General features: G+C 48.4%; 19 protein-coding genes. 9 read left to right on the plus strand and 10 right to left on the minus strand.

Annotation, left to right across the window (positions count from 1 at the left end):
* Positions 1-27 precede the first annotated feature (27 nt).
* From glpK to G519_RS0128905, 3 genes are all read right to left on the minus strand, one after another.
* On the minus strand, positions 28-1,536 hold the full coding sequence (glpK, locus tag G519_RS0128895; protein ID WP_029197643.1) for a glycerol kinase GlpK: 1,509 nt from the start codon (positions 1,534-1,536) through the stop codon (positions 28-30).
* A gap of 24 nt (positions 1,537-1,560) precedes the next feature.
* Entirely contained in the window at positions 1,561-2,118 is a 558-nt protein-coding gene (locus tag G519_RS0128900) for a glycerol-3-phosphate responsive antiterminator (RefSeq protein ID WP_029197644.1), read from the minus strand.
* 210 nt (positions 2,119-2,328) lie between these two features.
* Entirely contained in the window at positions 2,329-4,338 is a 2,010-nt protein-coding gene (locus G519_RS0128905; protein WP_029197645.1) for a GTP-binding protein, read from the minus strand.
* A 166-nt stretch (positions 4,339-4,504) separates the two neighbouring features.
* On the opposite strand from G519_RS0128905, the gene G519_RS45070 reads away from it, so the two are divergent.
* Entirely contained in the window at positions 4,505-5,218 is a 714-nt protein-coding gene (locus G519_RS45070) for a DNA-3-methyladenine glycosylase family protein (protein WP_084160393.1), read from the plus strand.
* A gap of 236 nt (positions 5,219-5,454) precedes the next feature.
* On the opposite strand, the gene G519_RS0128915 is transcribed toward G519_RS45070, so the two are convergent.
* Positions 5,455-6,024 (minus strand): TetR/AcrR family transcriptional regulator, encoded by a 570-nt coding sequence (locus G519_RS0128915; protein WP_029197646.1) that lies wholly within the window; start codon positions 6,022-6,024, stop codon positions 5,455-5,457.
* A gap of 21 nt (positions 6,025-6,045) precedes the next feature.
* Positions 6,046-6,771, minus strand: coding sequence for an MBL fold metallo-hydrolase (locus G519_RS0128920; RefSeq protein ID WP_029197647.1), 726 nt, complete (start codon positions 6,769-6,771; stop codon positions 6,046-6,048).
* A gap of 156 nt (positions 6,772-6,927) precedes the next feature.
* Between G519_RS0128920 and G519_RS0128925 the strand changes: the two genes are divergently transcribed.
* From G519_RS0128925 to G519_RS0128940, 4 genes are all read left to right on the plus strand, one after another.
* Positions 6,928-8,004: a M42 family metallopeptidase gene (locus G519_RS0128925; RefSeq protein WP_029197648.1), complete on the plus strand. Its 1,077-nt coding sequence runs from the start codon at positions 6,928-6,930 to the stop codon at positions 8,002-8,004.
* Positions 8,005-8,265: 261 nt separating this feature from the next.
* Positions 8,266-8,703 (plus strand): GNAT family N-acetyltransferase, encoded by a 438-nt coding sequence (locus G519_RS0128930; RefSeq protein ID WP_029197649.1) that lies wholly within the window; start codon positions 8,266-8,268, stop codon positions 8,701-8,703.
* Between the two features lie 38 nt (positions 8,704-8,741).
* On the plus strand, positions 8,742-9,125 hold the full coding sequence (locus G519_RS0128935) for a DUF2500 domain-containing protein (RefSeq protein WP_244280267.1): 384 nt from the start codon (positions 8,742-8,744) through the stop codon (positions 9,123-9,125).
* A 21-nt stretch (positions 9,126-9,146) separates the two neighbouring features.
* Positions 9,147-9,533 (plus strand): MmcQ/YjbR family DNA-binding protein, encoded by a 387-nt coding sequence (locus tag G519_RS0128940; RefSeq protein WP_029197651.1) that lies wholly within the window; start codon positions 9,147-9,149, stop codon positions 9,531-9,533.
* Positions 9,534-10,809: 1,276 nt separating this feature from the next.
* Here G519_RS0128940 and G519_RS0128945 read toward each other — a convergent pair.
* The 3 genes from G519_RS0128945 to G519_RS45075 all read right to left on the minus strand — a co-directional run bounded on the left by G519_RS0128945 (position 10,810) and on the right by G519_RS45075 (position 14,238).
* Positions 10,810-11,895 (minus strand): sensor histidine kinase, encoded by a 1,086-nt coding sequence (locus G519_RS0128945; protein ID WP_244280268.1) that lies wholly within the window; start codon positions 11,893-11,895, stop codon positions 10,810-10,812.
* Entirely contained in the window at positions 11,892-12,569 is a 678-nt protein-coding gene (locus G519_RS0128950; protein ID WP_029197653.1) for a response regulator transcription factor, read from the minus strand. Before G519_RS0128950 ends, G519_RS0128945 begins: the two co-directional genes overlap by 4 nt.
* 76 nt (positions 12,570-12,645) lie before the next feature.
* Complete coding sequence (locus G519_RS45075; RefSeq protein WP_051253786.1) at positions 12,646-14,238, minus strand: MDR family MFS transporter; 1,593 nt, start codon at positions 14,236-14,238, stop codon at positions 12,646-12,648.
* Positions 14,239-14,402: 164 nt separating this feature from the next.
* Between G519_RS45075 and G519_RS0128960 the strand changes: the two genes are divergently transcribed.
* Both G519_RS0128960 and G519_RS0128965 read left to right on the plus strand, forming a co-directional pair.
* Positions 14,403-14,888, plus strand: a complete 486-nt coding sequence (locus G519_RS0128960; RefSeq protein WP_029197654.1) for a hypothetical protein — start codon at positions 14,403-14,405, stop codon at positions 14,886-14,888.
* Positions 14,889-14,909: 21 nt separating this feature from the next.
* The gene (locus G519_RS0128965; protein ID WP_029197655.1) at positions 14,910-15,434 is read left to right on the plus strand and encodes an AAA family ATPase; all 525 of its coding nucleotides are present in this window, start codon (positions 14,910-14,912) and stop codon (positions 15,432-15,434) included.
* An 18-nt stretch (positions 15,435-15,452) separates the two neighbouring features.
* On the opposite strand, the gene G519_RS50590 is transcribed toward G519_RS0128965, so the two are convergent.
* Both G519_RS50590 and G519_RS0128970 read right to left on the minus strand, forming a co-directional pair.
* Entirely contained in the window at positions 15,453-15,683 is a 231-nt protein-coding gene (locus tag G519_RS50590; protein ID WP_127528307.1) for a hypothetical protein, read from the minus strand.
* A 297-nt stretch (positions 15,684-15,980) separates the two neighbouring features.
* Positions 15,981-16,520 (minus strand): PadR family transcriptional regulator, encoded by a 540-nt coding sequence (locus G519_RS0128970; RefSeq protein WP_029197656.1) that lies wholly within the window; start codon positions 16,518-16,520, stop codon positions 15,981-15,983.
* 118 nt (positions 16,521-16,638) lie between these two features.
* On the opposite strand from G519_RS0128970, the gene G519_RS45080 reads away from it, so the two are divergent.
* On the plus strand, positions 16,639-18,114 hold the full coding sequence (locus G519_RS45080; RefSeq protein WP_036634113.1) for a DHA2 family efflux MFS transporter permease subunit: 1,476 nt from the start codon (positions 16,639-16,641) through the stop codon (positions 18,112-18,114).
* A 146-nt stretch (positions 18,115-18,260) separates the two neighbouring features.
* Positions 18,261-18,525 (plus strand): transposase (locus G519_RS0128980; protein WP_029197627.1); only part of this gene is annotated, 265 nt, incomplete at its 3' end.

The following is an 18,525-nucleotide window of genomic DNA, read 5'->3' on the forward strand; positions in this document are numbered from 1 at the left end:
TTGTTATTAGTATATCATTGCTCACGCTTATTTAAAAGCCATTGCGGCATTTACAGCTTTTTTCCAACCGTCGTACAAGCTCTCTTGAAGCTCAGCTTCCATTTCCTGTTCAAAAGCCTCATCCACCTGCCACTGCGCCTCAATCTCCGCTTGATCCTTCCAAAAACCTACAGCCAGACCCGCCAGAAAAGCCGCGCCAAGCGCTGTCGTCTCACTAATCAACGGACGTTCCACCGTGACACCCAGCATGTCGCTTTGGAACTGCATAAGGAAGTCATTCTTCACAGCACCACCATCGACGCGCAGCTTCGTAAGCTGAATACCGGAATCGTCCTCCATCGCTTTCAGGACGTCTTTGGTCTGATACGCGAGAGATTCGAGCGTGGCCCGAATAAAATGCTCCTTCGACGTCCCACGAGTGAGGCCGAATACCGCGCCTCGAACGTCACTATCCCAATAAGGCGTACCTAGTCCGACAAAAGCCGGCACCACATACACACCATCCGTCGAAGCAACTCGCTTCGCGTAATCTTCACTATCCTTCGCCGATTTTATCATTCGCAGACCGTCCCGCAGCCATTGAATCGCCGATCCCGCCACGAAAATACTGCCTTCCAGCGCGTACTCCACTTTCCCGTTCAATCCCCAAGCAATGGTAGTCAAAAGTCCGCTGCGCGACGGAATCGCGTGATTACCCGTATTCATCAGCATAAAACAGCCTGTGCCATACGTGTTTTTGGCCATCCCTTTTTCAAAACAAGCTTGCCCGAACAGAGCCGCCTGTTGATCGCCTGCCGCACCGGCAATTGGAATCGCCGAACCGAATAAGAAGCTTTCCTGCGTATAGCCGTATACCTCAGAAGAGGAGCGAACCTCTGGCAGCATAGAAGCTGGAATGTCCAAATGCCCCAGCAGCTCTTCATCCCACTTCAGCTCGTGAATGTTATAAATGAGCGTGCGAGAAGCGTTGGAATAATCCGTCACATGCGCTTTCCCGCCTGTCAGCTTCCAAATCAGCCACGTATCCATCGTGCCAAAAAGCAAATCCCCACGTTCCGCTTTCTCTCTGGCCTCATCAACGTGATCGAGAATCCATTTAATTTTGGTCCCCGAAAAATAAGCATCAATCAGCAGCCCCGTACGCTTCCGGAAAAGGTCGCTAAGCCCCTGCGCTTTTAGCGCTTCACAAATATCAGCTGTCTGCCGCGACTGCCACACAATCGCATGATAGATAGGCATCCCCGTGTGCCGATCCCAGACAACCGCTGTTTCCCGTTGATTGGTGATACCAATTCCCGCGATCTCCGCAGGCTGCACCCCAGACTCCGATAAAACCGCAGCAATGACGCCCTGAATCGACAGCCAAATTTCGTTCGCATCATGCTCCACCCAACCTGGCTTCGGAAAATACTGCTTAAATTCCTTCTGGGCTGCGTGCACAATACTCCCCTTGTGATTAAATAAAATAGCCCTAGAACTTGTTGTCCCCTGATCCAGGGAAAGGATATAAGAAGGTTTCGTCCCCGTAATTGTCATTTCCTTGCCTCCAAATGTTCAGTATCATTGATGATAGTGCTGCCAAAGCTCCGCATTTGACGTAGTGACTGCCGTTGCTCCAGCTCCTAGCGCAAGCTCCACATCCTCCACTGTACGAATGAGCCCCCCTGCAAAAATAGGAATGCCCGAACGCTCCTTCACTTCAGTGATAATGTGCGGAATAATACCCGGAAGCACCTCGATGAAATCAGGTTTTGTCCTCTCCAAAAGCGTGTAGCTTTTATCCAAGGCACTGCTGTCTAAGAGAAAAAGCCGCTGAATGGCAATCAAGCCATTCTGTTTCGTCTTCGTAATCACATTCCCCCGCGTCGAAATGATACCGGCAGGACGAATGCTCTGACACAGAAATTCGGCTGCATAATCGTCATTTTTGAGCCCTTCTATTAAATCAGCGTGCAGCAGCAGCTTCTTTCCGTTTGCTTTGCCCAGATCCACGATGCTTTTCAACTGCGCAATATGACAATCCAACAGTACAATATACGTATAATTTGACTTAAATAGCTTCTCTAGGTCTCTCATTTTGCGAATGGCCGGTAAAATACGCTGCTCTTGCAAAGACATAACCATCGCCTCCGTCTTATTAAAATGCACATCTGCAACAATCCAGAATGAGCGGAAATGAAAACAAAAGACTCACCAAGTATTGCCAATGATATTCAATGGGCAATCCAAGTGAGTCTCCTGTGCTCCGTCACATGTTATTAACTTACCTTCATTGTACTGAGGCGAGTACATCATGTCAATGACAATGATCATCCTTCATCCATCTAGTTAGGTCGACAGTGCCTTTCGCACGGCTAAAATATACTTCGACTGATCGAGCGGATTGACGCCACGCCGCTTGCGCTCCGCATGAACGTCTGGCGGACTAGGCTGATAGCCTGAGAAAGAGGAGGTAATGACGCCTCGACCGCCTGACATTGCACTCAGCTTCACTGGATATTCCAGTGACGTAGCGACTGGCAGACGACCCTCGACTACGAATCTGCCTCCTGTCATTTGCGGCGAATCAAAAACCGCCCTCATCTGCACAAGGTCGCTGAGCACCTTGCCGCCGAACTCTTCAGGCACGGTGATACGAACCTGAAGCATCGGTTCGAGCAGCGTCGTGCCCGTCTGCGCAAGGCCTTGGATGATGCCCATCGGCGTAGCGACAGCGAAGTCAAGCGGGTGGGTGTGCCACACGTGGTGCTCGCCCTCGACGAGCGTCACCTTCAAGTCGGTGACTTCCCAACCGAGCAGCCCCTGCTGGAGCGCCTCCGGCACGCGGCGCGCCACCTCATTCTGGTACTGCACGAGCAGATGCTCACCGCGTACCAGCGACTCATACACGAGCCCGCTGCCCGGCGCCCCAGGCTCGATGCGAAAGCGTAAGATCGCCCAGCACGGCTTGGGCATCGTATAGGCAATGAAGCCTTCTCCCGCTTGCGAAGGCGTTTCCTTGTAAATCACGGAAGGCTGGTCGAACCTTGCTTGGAGCCCAAAACGCGAGCTCAAGAGACTCGTGAGAATCTCAAGCTGAATCGCGCCCATCACTTTCACATGCAGCTCGCGCTCCTCCTGCAGCCACTGCAGATCGAGCAGCGGGTCCTCGTCCGTTAGCTCCTGCAGCGCTGCGACGAGTGCTGGATACTGCGCCTCACTCTCGGCGTGAACTTGCACAGTCAAGAGCGGAACCGCCATCTGCGGCGCAGGCGGTACGCTGTCTGCCCGGCCCAGCACATCGCCGATCCGCACCTGCGTCAAGCCGCAAACGGCCGCAATGTCGCCGGCCGTGACAACCCCGATATCTTCGGCTTTGCGGCCGTCGATTTTGCGAATCTGGGTCACCTTCTCCTCCACGCCCTGCGTGACATTGACGACGGTGTCCCGGTTGCGGATCGTCCCCTCGTAGAGGCGGACGTACGCCATTCTCCCCATGGTCTTGTCCCGCTCGACCTTGAACACCACGGCCGAAAGCGGCTGCTCCGCAGAGCCGCTGGGCCCAGGCAAATAATCAAGGATCGCTTCCATCAGCTCCTTGATACCAAGCCCTTTGCTGGAGGCGCCCACCAGCAAAGGAAAAGCCTGCCCCTGCCGCGCATACCGCTGCAGGGTCGCCTTCACTTCGCGCGCCTCTATCGGCGCGCCTTCGATGTAGCTCGTGAGCATCCGCTCGTCGAGCTCCGATAACTTCTCCACCGCGGATGCCAAGTCGAATCCGCGCACCCCCTCCGCGGCGACCGTCTCCGTCGCGTCATCCGTGAGCACGTTCGCCGCACCGCGGAACGTGTCCTCCCTGCCCAGCGGTGCATAGATCGGCACCGCCAGCTCCGTGAGCTGCTTGTGAATGTCGCGCAGCACGCGCTCGGGATCCGCGCCGACGCGGTCCATTTTATTCATATACAACAAGGTTGGTATCTTAAGCGATTGCAGCGTGTGCCAGATCATTTCCGTCTGTGACTGCACGCCTTCTACCGCAGAAACAATAAGAATTGCCCCGTCCATGACTCGAAGTGATCGCTCCACTTCCGACAAGAAATCGACGTGACCTGGCGTATCCACAAGGTTAATCAACGTATCCTTCCATGAAAAAGAGGTCGTTGCGCTGCGAACCGAAATCCCCCGCTCTCTTTCTACGTCCATAGAATCCGTCTGTGCTGTCCCGTTATCTACACTACCCAACGAGCGAATTCGCCCGCTATGATAAAGAATATGCTCGGTCGTTGTCGTTTTACCCGCATCCACGTGGGCAAAAATGCCCACATTTCTTCTGGATATTGCTTGATTATCATCCCTCATCAGAGCTCGGATCCCCTTCTATTACTATCTTCCTTTCATTATACTAAAAGAGCGTACGATTGGATAAGCTTACCTATCACCATTATGCTCTTTACAAATTTTACTAGGCCTAATAGTCTGTTGACCATTATGATGGAAATACTGAACCTAAGGAGGTTTTCTCGCCATGGAAACTACGGAATTCGAGGAATCACACCGCCAATCTATCCAACCTGAGGTATCTACAATTCTGCTGAATAAACAGCATCCAGCAATACTGACCCTATCCCAAGCAGACAGCAAGCTAGCTAGTCTCATTGAACTGATCGGCGATCTTACGCTCACGCCCAGCTACAAGCCGTTTGAGTCGCTCGTGATGTCGATTATTTCCCAACAACTCTCTGCCAAAGCGGCTGCAACGATTAAAGCCAGAGTAAAACTAATTCTACCGGACGTCACGCCTGAGCTTGTACTCGCTGTTGAAGAAGAGGCTATCCGACAATGCGGGGTCTCCTATCCCAAAATCCGTTACATCCGGGACCTCAGTTCAAAAGTGATAGCCAGGGAAGTTGAACTCGACAATCTGCAAGCTTTAGATAACACAGAGCTGCTCAAACAGCTCACAAGTGTCAAAGGCATCGGCTCCTGGACAGCGGAAATGTTCCTCATTTTCACATTAGGCAGACCCGATGTCATGTCGATTGGCGATGCCGGTCTCCAGCGTGCGGCCAAATGGCTGCATACCCTTTCCGACCGCAAGGATGGTAACTACTTAGGCGAAATTGCACCGAACTGGGCGCCTTATCGCAGCTTTGCCTCGCTATATTTATGGCGTGCGATTGATAGAGGGTTTGTGGATTCTGGCCTACAGGTGGAGGCTTGTACTGAACCCAACTTGTAGCAGGGATATTTGGCTTAAGCCGATCTTTCCGACGAGCGAGTTTGTCATAGTTGATTCTTCGCAAGTTACGCCGGAATTCCCCTATTCCAAAGCCTATATCCAAGGATAAACGACTCCGTCGTCCCACTGGGACGAGCGCGTTTGCCAAGGTAGATGCGAAGCAAAAGTATAAAACTTATACTTTCTTATCTACTAAAAAAAGCGCAAGAAGCCACCACAGCCCCTCGCGCTTATTCTCATTTCACCGCTACTCGTAATCCTCTTAAATACGTTTGGAGCAAACGCCGCAGGCTCTCGTCTCTTTCCAGCTCCATTCGGAAGCCGTTTCTATGCTCGAGTGAGGCAAAGCCATGCACCATGCTCCGAAATCCGCGCACCACGTGCAGCGCATCTTCTTCACTGAGTCCATAAGGCGCTAAAATGCGCAGTATGAAGAGTACAACTTGGCTGCCTGCCTCTTGTAACTCAGGATCCTCGTAGTCAGGCAATGAGGAGATTGCCTCGTATAATCCTGGCTGCTTCCTAGCGAACATGACGTAGGCGAAGCCTGCTGCCAGCAGCGCGTCATCTTCTGCTTTGCCAATAGCAGCCTCAACCATCGCTTCTTTAATGAGTACGAGGCCGCGCCGGGAAAGCTGCTTTCTGAGATCAGGCAAGCCTTTGATATGATTGTATAGTGACGGTGTTTTTACGTTTAATTTAGCGGCTAATGCGGCTAGTGTAAGCTGCTCAACACCTTGTAAATCAGCCATTTCAATTGCTGCTTGGAGTACGGTCTCTGCGTCTAACCCCTGTCTATATGCCACGAAAGTTCCTCTTTTCTGTCTCTAAATTGTTGCTGTATCTGGATGAAATTTTTTGGCTGCTTCTTGTAAAATGCGATCCATAATTGGAATCGGCTGCTCGATCATCCGTCCGTGTCCGACGGCCAGGAGGCTCGGCTCTAGCTGTCTCAGCTTGCGTGCGCTCTTGAGCGACACTTCTTTATTCCACGTCGCCATCGCCGGGAACGGAAACCAGAATTTCATAACACCCGAGACTGCTACACCGCCACGCACTTGAAAAGCATCTCCAGCAATCAATGCCCGGCTGCGCACATCTAGGAAAGCCATCATCCCCGGCGTATGCCCAGGAGCTAATACAGCTTGCAGCGATCCTACGCGGTCGCCATCCTCCAGCAGGACATCCGGCTTCGTCTGTACAGACTTAGGAACGTCTCCCTTAATCGGCGAATTCGGTTCGCCAGCTTCTAATTCTTTGCTGCCCGAGAGCAGCTTGGCATCTCTTCTTGAGATATAGACCTTAACATTCGGCAGCGCCTTTTTCAAACCGTCAAGAGCCCCAATATGGTCTCCATGTGCATGTGTAAGGACGATGCGAGTGATCGGCTTTCCAATCTGCTCTGCCGCTTGAAGAATGCCTTTGACACTGAACGGCAGCGCCGCATCAATAAGCGTTAATTCATTCTCTTCCTCCACCAAATAACAGTTCACCGGAAAAAATCTCGGCATAAAAGCCAGTTGATACAAAGAACCGATTCGTGTGATTTTCATAATAACGCCTCCCGTTTACTATTTATATTAGTATAATAACTAATATCATTAGTTTTGTAAAGAGGGAAACTGCCTTCAATCCAATTTTTTCTTCATTATGGTAAAATAGATCTCATGTTTGAAGCAAATCCTATTTCGATAAAGTGAGGAACCCACATGAATACTGAAACGTTAGAGCTTTTTCGGACGCTGACTGAAATGCAAGCAGCGCCCGGTTTTGAGCGGGAAATCCGCAAGTTTGTTCGCGGTGAATTGGAGAGATATACAGATGAGTTCATTCAAGATGGACTCGGCAGCTTGTTTGGCGTCGTGCGCGGCGATGAGACCGGCCCGCGCATTATGGTAGCCGGCCATTTCGACGAGGTCGGCTTCATCGTAAGCGGCATCACGGAGCATGGCACGATCAAGTTCCAGCCGCTCGGCGGCTGGTTCAGTCAAGTACTGCCCGCGCAGCGCGTGCAGATCATGACGGATCAAGGGCCGATCATCGGCGTGATCGGCTCGGTGCCCGTGCACTTGCTGGACGAAGCGGCCCGCAGTAAGCCAGCAGATATCAAGACGATGTATATTGACATCGGCGCTGAAGATAAAGCCGATGCGCAAGCGATCGGCGTTCGTCTCGGGCAGCAGATTGTTCCCATCTGCCCGTTCACTCCCTTGGCCAATCCGAAGCGGATTATGGCCAAGGCTTGGGACAATCGCTACGGCGTCGGCCTGGCGATTGAGCTGCTGAAGGAGCTTCACGGCGGGCCGAAGCTCCCGAATATCCTGTACGCGGGTGCAACCGTACAGGAAGAGGTTGGCGTGCGCGGCGGACGCACGGCTGCGAACCTCATCCAGCCGGACTTGTTCTACGCGCTGGATGCCAGCGCCGCCGGGGATATGACCGGCGACCGCAATGCCTTTGGGCAGCTAGGGCGCGGGGCGCTGCTGCGTATTTTTGATCCCACGATGATCACCCACCGTGGGATGGTCGAGTTCATTCTCGATACGGCGGAGACGCACAAGATTCCGTATCAGTATTTCATCTCGGCGGGCGGCACAGACGCCGGACAGGTGCACGTGCAAGGAAGCGGCATTCCTTCTGCCGTTATCGGTGTTTGCGCGCGGTACATTCATACATCCGCTTCCATTCTTCACGTGGATGACTATGCCGCCGCGAAGGAACTGCTGATCAAGCTCGTGCAGGCGAGCGATCGCACAACATTGAATACGATCCACGCTCAAGCGTAATCGCATTCTTTTTTAAGCTTTCCTATAATTAGCTTAAATGAAGGCTTTATAGCTTCACAAATGAGATTATAAACGAAAAGCAGTTGAGCAGAATGTATTTCCTGCTCATCTGCTTTATTTTGTTTGTGTGAATGCTATTTTCCTTTGCAAATCGTTGATGAAGTACTTTTGAAAAAGGAGATTTCCAAGCAAATATAGAACTCATGTTCCAATATATGGTATAATTAACAGAATCATTGGATTATAGAAAGAAGGACGACTATGACGTATACCATTCGGCAGGCTACATCCCAGGATACCAAACAAATTAGCAGCTTTGTTTCAGAGCGTACCGGCAAGGCCATTTCACCGTTACATATTGAAAATAGGCTGCATTTTATGCGTGAGAACCCGGATGAATCACTCTATGTGTATGAGGAGCAGAATCAAATTCTCGGTACGCTAGGCTTTCGCATTCGCCATGGTGCCGATATGATTTTGAAATTCAGTGAAATCTCCGTTATTTCTGTAGATGAAACGAAGAGTCGCCAAGCAGCCGCAGATAAATTAAAAAGCTACGCCGAGCAGCTAACCAGTAAGCACGCATGCTCCGGTATGTGGTGGATTACTGGATCAGAGAAGAACGATGCTTCACGAGCCTCCAGTGAGCCATTAGGCTTTCATGAGACGGGTTACCGATTCGTTAAACGATTTCTGTAGAAAATCGAGGAATATGCTTACGCTAAGGAGTGATAGACATGTCATCTGGTTTTAACATGGGGCCTTTTCCTGGTGGAAGCGGCGGAAATATTTTTCTAATTATCTTTACGAGTGTATTCGTTCTCATCATTGGCACTATTATCATTTTGATTATCAAATCACTTATGACGTGGTCCTCCAATAATGCCTCCCCCATCCAAAGTCGGATCTGTAAGGTCGTAGCCAAGAGAATGCATGTCAGCGGTGGTTCTGGAGATTCAAGTGCAAGTACGAGTTATTATGCCACCTTTGAATTTGAAGACCGAAACCGACTTGAATTACGGGTAGGACGGGAACAGTTTGGTTATATCGTGGAGGGTGACCAGGGAACACTAACGTATCAGGGCACAAAATTCAAGGATTTTTCCCGTCCTCTTTTATAAAATTCCTAAGGAGTGCTTCCTATGACACATCAGTTTGTGAGCGTTAAGGGCTTAGAATTAGTCGCCAAAGTTAGAGCTTTCTGCATGGAACTGCCGGAAGCTGAAGAAAAGGTGGATGGCTTCGGTCATATCACCTTCCGCGTGAAAGATAAACCCTTCGTGATGATGGGTGAAACGGACGGTCAACCTTCTACAGCTATCAAAACGAACCTGACCACACAAGAGTTCCTCCTTCAGCAAGAGGATACACCCTACCACAAAACGGCCTATATCGGACAGCATGGCTGGGTATCGATTCTAGATACAGACAAGGTTCCTTGGAGTGAAATCGAAGACCTGATATTGGAAGGCTATGCCCGAACAGCTCCGAAAAAGCTCCTCAGCCAGCTGCAAGCTACTCGGAAATAGTTGCATGTTTGGGATGGCTACTTGCCACTAACCCGGCTTTAGGCGTCTGGCACTCAGAGTGCCTCCCCCGATTAGCCTAGATTTCTAAGCCTCTGTCTATTATGCGATGAGTGATGAGCAGCAGGCCCGACTTTAACAATGAAAAACACACTTAAGAGCAGCGGAATTCACATTAGAGCCAGTAGCTAGAAATATAACGATGATTTTCATCGTTAAAGTCATGCAATCGAGCAGCCCGCCCAACTTTTACGATGTAAAACATCCTTACGAGCTGGAGAGCTCACATTAGAGAGCCAAGTAGACAGGAATGGCTCTAATTGGTTCGTGCTGCGGTTGGAAGAAGGGGTTTCCCAAGAAAGCTTGTTAGAGCGCGAAGACCACATTAGCTGCATTTTGTACATCAAAATTACACGTTTATTGTCTATTCGAAGGTTTTAAATGCAAAATGTGCAGTAAATTTCTCCCGAATCACTCCAGATGGGCTGTTTCAGGGAAATTTGATGCAGTAAATGCAGCAAATTGAGTCGCAAAGCCAGACCGTAGCGGAATTAACTGCATGTTATACATCAAATGGTGTTCGGGCAGTCCTGAGCGTGTTGCGGGCGAGCGGAATGTATTTGATACCCCACACCCACCATGAAGTTTGATTGTGTTGAACTGCCCCAGCAAGCCAGTCATTACCTCACTCGCTCAAAGAACATTTCCCGCGTCTTTTCCCGCGCCATCAACTCTCACAAAGTCTCTTCCACCCCGAATTGCTGGTATGACTTAGCGGCATAAACGAGTAACCAGGATTTCGCCCAAAAACAAAGTATACCGAAGGAATTCCACGAATAACCTAAATTTGTCGGCAAAAATAGGAATTTATCGAATAATCTGAATATTTACAATATTTTAATAATGGGCTATTATAAAAGCAGGCCCACTTGAAGGACAAGCCGCACAGACGGTACGGCACCCTGATAGGAGCCAGGATATTCTCAACTTAGGAAGGGGATAGTCCAATGGACCACGTTAGCGAAACATGCCCACTTTTACTTCAAAACGACGGAAGAAAAGGTGCGGGAACGGTCTACGTTCATGGGGCATGTGGGAATCCAACACGGTAAATGTGAGAAGCGTTTATTCGAGGAAAGGATCCGTTCGTAAGTAAAGTCGTAATTTGCAACGTTAGTTGATTGATTGGAGTTGTGTAGGTACAATTGAATACCATTATTGACCCTTAGGGACCTCCGGTTATCTTAGATAAGCGGGGGTCTCTATTTGCGTTCATTTCTTACTCAAGCAGTGGAAGTCGAACGGTAAAAGTGGTCTTCTCTTCTGGCAAGCTCTCTACGATAATAGTCCCTTGATGCATTTCAGTAATTTTCTTCACGATAGACAAGCCAAGTCCATTGCCGCCGGACGTTCGATTTCTCGATTTATCCGCTTTATAAAAACGTTCAAAAATATGCGCTTGATCCTCTTCCGAAATGCCCTCTCCATTATTCGAAATTCGGATAACCGCTTCTTTCCCGCTGCTTGTGAGATGAACGCCGATCATGCCGCCATTAGGCGTGAATTTGATTGCGTTATGAATCAGATTCGTCCATACCTGACTTAGCAGGTCCTCGTCAGCAATTAGCGTAATCTCCTCTAGTTCAACGTCCATTTCTATGTCTTTATCCACCCACTGCGGTTCGCAGGCCAGAATATGATTGCGTATTTGCTTATCCAGCCGGTAACTTTTCGGCTCAAACGGGTGGTGCTGAGATTCTAACGATGATAGCTTCAATAAGTTGTCGCTAAGCTTGGATAGCCTTGTACTCTCAGCTTCAATGATTTCTAGATAATGTTTACGTTCCGCAGGTGTAATCTGTTCGTTCTGTATTGCACGGGAGAAGCCGCTAATCGAGGTCAAGGGTGACTGTATTTCATGAGATACGTTGGAGATGAATTCCTGCCTCATTTTCTCCAACTGCCCTAATTCAACGGCCATGTTGTTGATCGAATCCACCAGCTCTACGAAAGGACCACCATGTGGATTATTATCGACGGACACGTTGAAATCCCCTCTAGACATACTTTGAATCGCCTGAACCATCGTTTTAAAAAAGAGCATTTGCTTACTGCGGAAAAACCTGCCTAGAAAGGCCATGGTTAATCCCCAAAGAAACATGCCGCCAAGCGAGTTGATCAATTGGACAACGACCACGGAAGGGCGCTTATTGATAGACGTATATAGCCATTCTGTTCCGTAAAAGGCTCCCAACCAATATAGAATAATCAGCAAAAAAATGCTTACAGTAGTCAAAAAGCCACGTATCCGCTGAACTTTTGTCATTTTACTCTTCGCTAACCTCTTTCGTTTCTTGATTCTCATGTTCGCAGCACCTCCATCCGATAACCTAACCCGCGAATGGTCGCGATTCGAAAAGCATGCCGCTCCTCGGGAAACCGCTCACGGAGCCGATTAATGTGCACATCAACGGTGCGCTCGTTGCCTTCGTAATCGAAGCCCCAAATCTGCTCGATCAACTGGTCGCGTGAGAAGGTTTTGCCTGGGTAGCTCGCCAACTTGTAGAGCAGTTCGAATTCTTTGAGCGGTAAGGTGACGCTCTCGGAGCCTACGGTTACTTCGTAGGTTTTGCGGTTCATGCTTAGGTCGCCGACCTGAACCGTTTGGGAAGAAGCGATTTTGTAACGCTTCAGCAGGGCTTTCACTCGCATCGCCAGCTCCACAGGCTCGAATGGCTTGACGAGGTAATCGTCGGTGCCCAGCTCGAAGCCTTTGACCTTCTGCGAGGTTTCGCCTTTGGCTGTGAGCATGAGCAGAGGGATATCGTAATGCTCCCTCAGCTCTTTGCACAGCTCCCACCCGTCCACATTGGGCATCATGATATCCATGATCACCATGTCGACTTGGACGGTTTCGAGTTGTTTGAGCGCGTCGGCGCCGTCCGAGGCTTCGATGACATCGAAGCCTTCTTTCAGCATGAAGACGCGGACCAGCTCGCGTATATAAGGATCATCATCTACGATCATAATAGGTGCCATTGTGTAGCCTCACTTTTTAAGTCTTGTATCCTTTTATTAAATCTTTATTCCTTCTAGCATACAACAGCAATCAGGTTTAGACGAATTCAGATTGCTGCAGTACCGAGTCTTTATTCGGACGTACATCGTTGTCGATGGGCTTTGTCTCTTGCGGCAGCATCCTTGCCTTGCCTAAGAAAAACGTGATGATAACTCCGGCAAATACAATGAGACTCCCAGTTAAGAATATGCCGCTCAAGCCATGTACAAACACCTGTTGGAGCTCTGTCAAAATGTCGGCAGGCAGCTTCAATCGCGCATTCGCATCCAGCAGCAGCTGTGGATTTGCAAATTTCCCAAGCTGCTCCGCAGGGATTTGTCGGAATTTTTCGCCCATACCTGAAAGTCCTTCTGTCATCCGATTCGTCATCATGACCCCCATGATGCTCACCCCCACCGTTGCCCCGATGGAACGGAAAAACTGAACGAGCGATGTTACGATACCGCGACTAGTCGCCGCAACTTCACCTTGCACCGCAATGTTTAGTGTTGGCATAATAAGTCCCATACCGAGCCCAGCCACGATCATATAGAGGATGATAAGAAGCTTGGAAGTACCCGCATCCATCGTCGACATGAAGGCGAATCCGATACCTATGAGAATCATTCCCGTACCTATTAAGGTTCGATAGGAGACTTTGCTCGACATCCTTCCGCCAATAATGGCTGATGCCACAACGGATAACATAAGAGGCGTCAAGATATATCCAGCTATCGAAGGGCTGACGCCAATGACGCCTTGCACGAATAAAGGAATGTAAGTAATGGCACCGAACATGCCCACACTCATCAAAACGGCAATCATGCTGGTGACGGAAATAACTTTATTTTTGAACAAATGCAGGGGGATCATTGGCTCTTTGGCCTTGGTTTCAACCCAGATGAACAGCCCTAGAAGAATGGCACACGCTGAGAAAAGACCGATAATTTGTGGAGAACCCCACGCATAATGTAGGCTTCCCGCTGCATTCGGATCGCCCCCTAGCACCAGACCGAGCAAACCCGAAACAATAGCTCCGCTTAAGGTTAGTGCGCCCAACCAATCTATGGAGCGTTTCTCGTTGGTGCGGCTTTCTTTAAGTGCTGAACCGATAATCACCATCGCCGCGATACCAAATGGTAGATTCACGTAGAAAATCCAGCTCCAGTTCAAATGTTCCACGATAAAGCCGCCGATAGCCGGCCCGATAATACTGGACAAAGCCATGACACCGCCGAACAAACCTTGCATTTTCCCGCGTTTCTCTACTGGCATAATATCGCCAATAATCGTCATGGCTATCGGCATTAATGCACCGGCGCCAATACCCTGCAGTCCGCGGTAGATGATCAGCTCCGTCATGTTCGTCGCCAGCCCGCATAGCGCAGAGCCTATTACGAAGATGCCAATCCCTACGAGGTAAATACGCTTCCTGCCATATAGATCCGCCAACTTCCCAAAAATGGGCATACTTGTCGTGGAGGTTAACATGTAGATGGAGAACACCCAGCTGTACATCGCAATCCCGCCCAGATCTCGAATAACCGTTGGCATTGCCGTCGAGATGATCGTCTGATCCAGGGCTCCCAGCAGCATCCCGAGCATTAGTCCTACTATAATCCATATTACTTTCTTGGGTTCACTACTCATTGCTAATCGCTCCTTTGCCATTTCAATCGAATGAAATTAGCATAAGGGACATTTATAAACTGAATTTAAACCAAAGAGGGCAATTTAATATGTAAAGGCTTTTATTGGAAAAAAATTTATGATACATTTTTGGGAAAAGGAACGATTTGGGGGTACATACCTATATGGCCAATCCTACATACGCAGATTTCAAAACGCTTACCACCGCTGAAGAAGAAAAAGCGTTTCAAAACGAAGTCCTCTCCGAGGGATACTCCGGGTTCCGCCGACTGTTAGATGGCATGACGGAGGAGATCAAAACAGCCGGAGATGCTGACATCGAGGGCATTGAGCAAACCATTGCCAAAGCAAGCCGCCTGTTCCCTGAGCCAGTTAACTTCAGCCCCTCGTGGGAATGCATTTGGCCTGAACTTCATGCTACCTTAGCAGCCAAAAAGCATGTCTTATCTACCATTTCCCCTCCAGAACGCAAAGGCGAGTGGCAGGTTATTATGGATAACCCTCAAGTGGTACAAGAGGTTGTTTGCTACCCGGGTCTGGAATTCCATGACGCCGCCTATCTGTACGCCTATTTCCGGCCTCAGCTGGAAAAGTCCGAGTATATCCGGCTCCAGAAGATCCAAACGGTCATTCAGGAAGTTGGCGGTTGATCTAACATAAGGAGGGATAACATGATCATTATGATCAATGGAGCTTTTGGAGCAGGAAAGACGACAGCCGCTAATGAGCTTCTTCCCTTCGTCCCAAACAGCATGATTTTTGACCCGGAAGAAATCGGTTATATGCTTAGAAAGCTAGTTACTGTAGAGGATCGACTCGTCCATGAGCGAACAGATGATTTTCAAGATTTGGAGATGTGGAGGGTACTCACTGTCAAGACTGCCGCTGAGTTGAAATCGACGTACAAGAAGCATCTCATCGTGCCGATGACTATTTATAAACGTCACAATTTCGACTATATCTATAATGGATTCAAAAGGATAGACAAGAATGTCTTTCATTTCTGCCTTAGCGCTACCGCGGATACACTGAATAGACGTTTAACCAAACGTGGCGATGAGCCGGGGGGATGGCAATTTCAGCAAGTGGACAAGTGTGTGGCCGCTTTAAAGGACCCTGTTTTTGAGAATCATATTAGTACGGACGATTTGGAAACGGAAGATATCCTTCGCATTATTTTAAAGAAAATATCCTAAGCGAACTTCAAAATGGGGCTATCTTAGTGGTCCCTTATCTTTCCGAGGTCTTAGCAGGAACCATTCCACAACAATAAGATTGATAAGCAAACCGATCCAAATATTTATTTCTAAAATGTCAGCGACCATTTGCTCACGACCGCCCGCGGGAAGATGGAACCCCTGCATTGCGATGTACAGCAAAATACAGATCGGGACAACCAATCTTGCCGATGTGGCGACGAGGGTAATGGCGTAGCTGCGAATCATCCAAGCCCGATGCCATGCCGGATAATTGGTCCGGAAGCGCTTATGAAATTGAAATAAACCACTAACAAGCGCAACGAACGCGAATCCAATATGTAGAACAAGTACCGTATAGTGTAGGGAAAATGCTGTATTTAGCTTGACTCGGCTAGCTTTTTACTCATATATAGCCCCGTATATATTCATCACTCCTTCTGCTATCTTACCATATATAGGGATCTTTGGTCGTAGACCAAAGTCTCTCCTCTCTAGTCTATAACCCTGCTAAATGAATCCTTAAACAAATCTAAACTCGTTACATTATTTCAGCTTAGACTTCATCCATTCGCACCAGACTAAGTCTGCGTCTATTTTTAGCGTTGCTTTCTGGATCAGCACATAGAGCCCGAATAACGGATCATGGATCTCCAGTTCCTCGAGCGGTTTAACACTATCTTGTTTAATTCGTTCAAAAGATTGTGCAAACTTCTCTTTCTTCTTCTGGTAGTATACCTCACGCTCATGAAGTACTTTCAGCGCTTGTTCCTTGTTTACAAGGCCAATGCAGAATACCTTCAGTGCCAACTCATCCCTGACGACGGGCTCATCTGTAGGCTGTGCAATCCAATGCTGGAGTGCTTCCCGGCCTTTATCCGTTAAGGAATACACCTTTTTATCCGGTTTATCCGACTGAGGAACATGCACAAATTCAACGTACCCCTTCTGTTCTAATTGGGCGAGGAGAGGATAGATTTGACTATGCTTAGCTTGCCAAAATGGCTGAATGTTCTGCGTTAGCTCATAGCCCGTTCGGGAATTTTTGGTTAAAAGGCTTAGTAAGCCATATGAAAGGGTATTCATAGCCACTCCTTTATTATGTCATTATTGACATATACACTCTTTTGGTAGTATGATAATTTTCATTCAAATTATAGAGAATACTTCGGATAAGATCAATGGATAGAGTGGAGGCATTACTTTGAGTAAAGATGAGTTACAACAGGTACGTTTTTGGCCGATCATGATTGCCATTTTCTTCGGGTCGTTCGTTGCGATCCTGAGTATGAGTACAATAAATATTGCAATACCGATTTTAAGTGATCATTTTCATTCAGATTTAAGCAAAATCCAATGGACGATTACAGGCTTTATGCTCGCTAGTGGTACAATCGCCCCAATTACAGGCTATTTGGGTGAGCGGTTCAGCTATAAGCTGCTCTATGCCACGGCACTTGCGGGCTTTACGGTGTTTTCCTTCTTATGCGCGGTCGCTTGGGACGCTCCTTCTCTCATAGCCTTCCGTATTGCGCAGGGCGCCTTCAGCGGACTTATCATGCCCGCGACGATGACCATTGTGTACCAAGTTATACCGCGGGAAAAACAGCCGATTGCGATTTCCCTTTGGTCCTTATCTGCCATGATGGCTCCTGCCATTGGACCTACTTTAGCCGGGTGGCTATTGCAAAATTGGAGCTGGCATTGGTTGTTCCTTATGAACGTGCCTGTCGGTATCATTGCCATTCTTCTTGTATTTAAATTGATTCCTTACTATCGTCTTTCGGTACCGAAAAAGTTCGATTTACTTGGCTTATTAACGGTCATCGTCAGCAGTCTTTCCTTACTCGTTGCTTTCTCTCAAGGTCATGCTTGGGGATGGACGTCAGGTAAAGTTATTGGATTGTTTGCGACCGGTATTCTCGTTCTTCTTCTCTTCATCTGGAGAGAGCTGCGCGTAGAAACACCGCTGTTGAACATTCGTGTATTATCTAATTCACGCTATACATTAACACTAATTATTTCTAGTATTGTCACGATTAGTTTATACTCAGGCACTTTTTTGACTCCTATATTTCTGCAAAATATTCAGCACGTGACGCCACTTGATACAGGCTTAATCCTGCTTCCTGCCTCACTTGTGATGGCATTAAGCATGCCAATTGTGGGCAAACTATATAGTATTGTAGGTCCGCGTGTTCTCATTTTCATCGGTATTTCCTTAATCGCGATAGGGACATTAACACTTAGCTGGCTAAGTGTCGATGTATCTCGCGGTTATATCGTGTTCTGGATGATCGTTCGGAACCTTGGGATCGCCTTTGCCACTATGCCATCGAGCAACGCTGGTATGGAGCAAATTCCGAGAACGTTGTCTGGTCATGCGACTTCGATCAGCAACTGGGTACGAAACGTGTTCGGTTCCTTCGCTATTGCCCTTTTCACTTCTGTCCTTTCAACTCAAACAGCTACGCATGCCAAGGATTTGGCCAGCAGCGGTTTGAAGGATAAGGTTGTGATCGGGATGCAGTCATTCACCATGAGTGTGAATGATGTTTACTTGCTAGCCACATTCATCGTGCTAGCCGCGCTGCCGCTCAGCTTGTTTATTGGCAAGCAGAAAGCTCCGACGGAGAAAGCTACCGCTGCCCCGGCTCCCATCGTCAAAACAGCTGAATAAGAAGCCTATGGCTTAAATCAGAATGCCAAGCAATATATTGAAAAACCTACTGTATGCAACTGTGGTAATATCCCCTTTAAGTAGACACTCAAAAAAAACCTTATGGTACCATAAGGAAATGAGTACAACTTGGAGGGGATATTTCTATGGCTAAAAAAGGACAAACATTTAATCAGTATACGGAGGAATTTAAGTTAGCTGCCGTTCAGGAATACATGAAGGGATCATCCAGCTATAGAAGGGTAGCTGAAAAGTTAGACATTAGAAACTGTACTCAATTGAAGGTATGGGTGAAGAAATGGCTTAACGGAGAGGCCTTTAAGGTACGATCAGAGAAGACAACTACACCTCTTACAGGACGTCCTCGCACGATTTTCAATACGGTAGAAGAAGAACGGGATTACCTGAAAG

Origin of the sequence: Paenibacillus alginolyticus DSM 5050 = NBRC 15375 (assembly GCF_000422905.1) — a bacterium.
GTDB classification, from domain to species: domain Bacteria; phylum Bacillota; class Bacilli; order Paenibacillales; family NBRC-103111; genus Paenibacillus_E; species Paenibacillus_E alginolyticus.

Excerpts from the sequence above, each read along its gene's own strand:
- glpK (WP_029197643.1), bottom strand. The coding sequence starts at position 1,536 with ATGACAATTACGGGGACGAAACCTTCTTATATCCTTTCCCTGGATCAG.
- G519_RS0128900 (WP_029197644.1), bottom strand. The coding sequence starts at position 2,118 with ATGTCTTTGCAAGAGCAGCGTATTTTACCGGCCATTCGCAAAATGAGA.
- G519_RS0128905 (WP_029197645.1), bottom strand. The coding sequence starts at position 4,338 with ATGAGGGATGATAATCAAGCAATATCCAGAAGAAATGTGGGCATTTTT.
- G519_RS45070 (WP_084160393.1), top strand. The coding sequence starts at position 4,505 with ATGGAAACTACGGAATTCGAGGAATCACACCGCCAATCTATCCAACCT.
- G519_RS0128920 (WP_029197647.1), bottom strand. The coding sequence starts at position 6,771 with ATGAAAATCACACGAATCGGTTCTTTGTATCAACTGGCTTTTATGCCG.
- G519_RS0128925 (WP_029197648.1), top strand. The coding sequence starts at position 6,928 with ATGAATACTGAAACGTTAGAGCTTTTTCGGACGCTGACTGAAATGCAA.
- G519_RS0128930 (WP_029197649.1), top strand. The coding sequence starts at position 8,266 with ATGACGTATACCATTCGGCAGGCTACATCCCAGGATACCAAACAAATT.
- G519_RS0128935 (WP_244280267.1), top strand. The coding sequence starts at position 8,742 with ATGTCATCTGGTTTTAACATGGGGCCTTTTCCTGGTGGAAGCGGCGGA.
- G519_RS0128940 (WP_029197651.1), top strand. The coding sequence starts at position 9,147 with ATGACACATCAGTTTGTGAGCGTTAAGGGCTTAGAATTAGTCGCCAAA.
- G519_RS0128945 (WP_244280268.1), bottom strand. The coding sequence starts at position 11,895 with ATGAGAATCAAGAAACGAAAGAGGTTAGCGAAGAGTAAAATGACAAAA.
- G519_RS0128950 (WP_029197653.1), bottom strand. The coding sequence starts at position 12,569 with ATGGCACCTATTATGATCGTAGATGATGATCCTTATATACGCGAGCTG.
- G519_RS45075 (WP_051253786.1), bottom strand. The coding sequence starts at position 14,238 with ATGAGTAGTGAACCCAAGAAAGTAATATGGATTATAGTAGGACTAATG.
- G519_RS0128960 (WP_029197654.1), top strand. The coding sequence starts at position 14,403 with ATGGCCAATCCTACATACGCAGATTTCAAAACGCTTACCACCGCTGAA.
- G519_RS0128965 (WP_029197655.1), top strand. The coding sequence starts at position 14,910 with ATGATCATTATGATCAATGGAGCTTTTGGAGCAGGAAAGACGACAGCC.
- G519_RS50590 (WP_127528307.1), bottom strand. The coding sequence starts at position 15,683 with ATGATTCGCAGCTACGCCATTACCCTCGTCGCCACATCGGCAAGATTG.
- G519_RS0128970 (WP_029197656.1), bottom strand. The coding sequence starts at position 16,520 with ATGAATACCCTTTCATATGGCTTACTAAGCCTTTTAACCAAAAATTCC.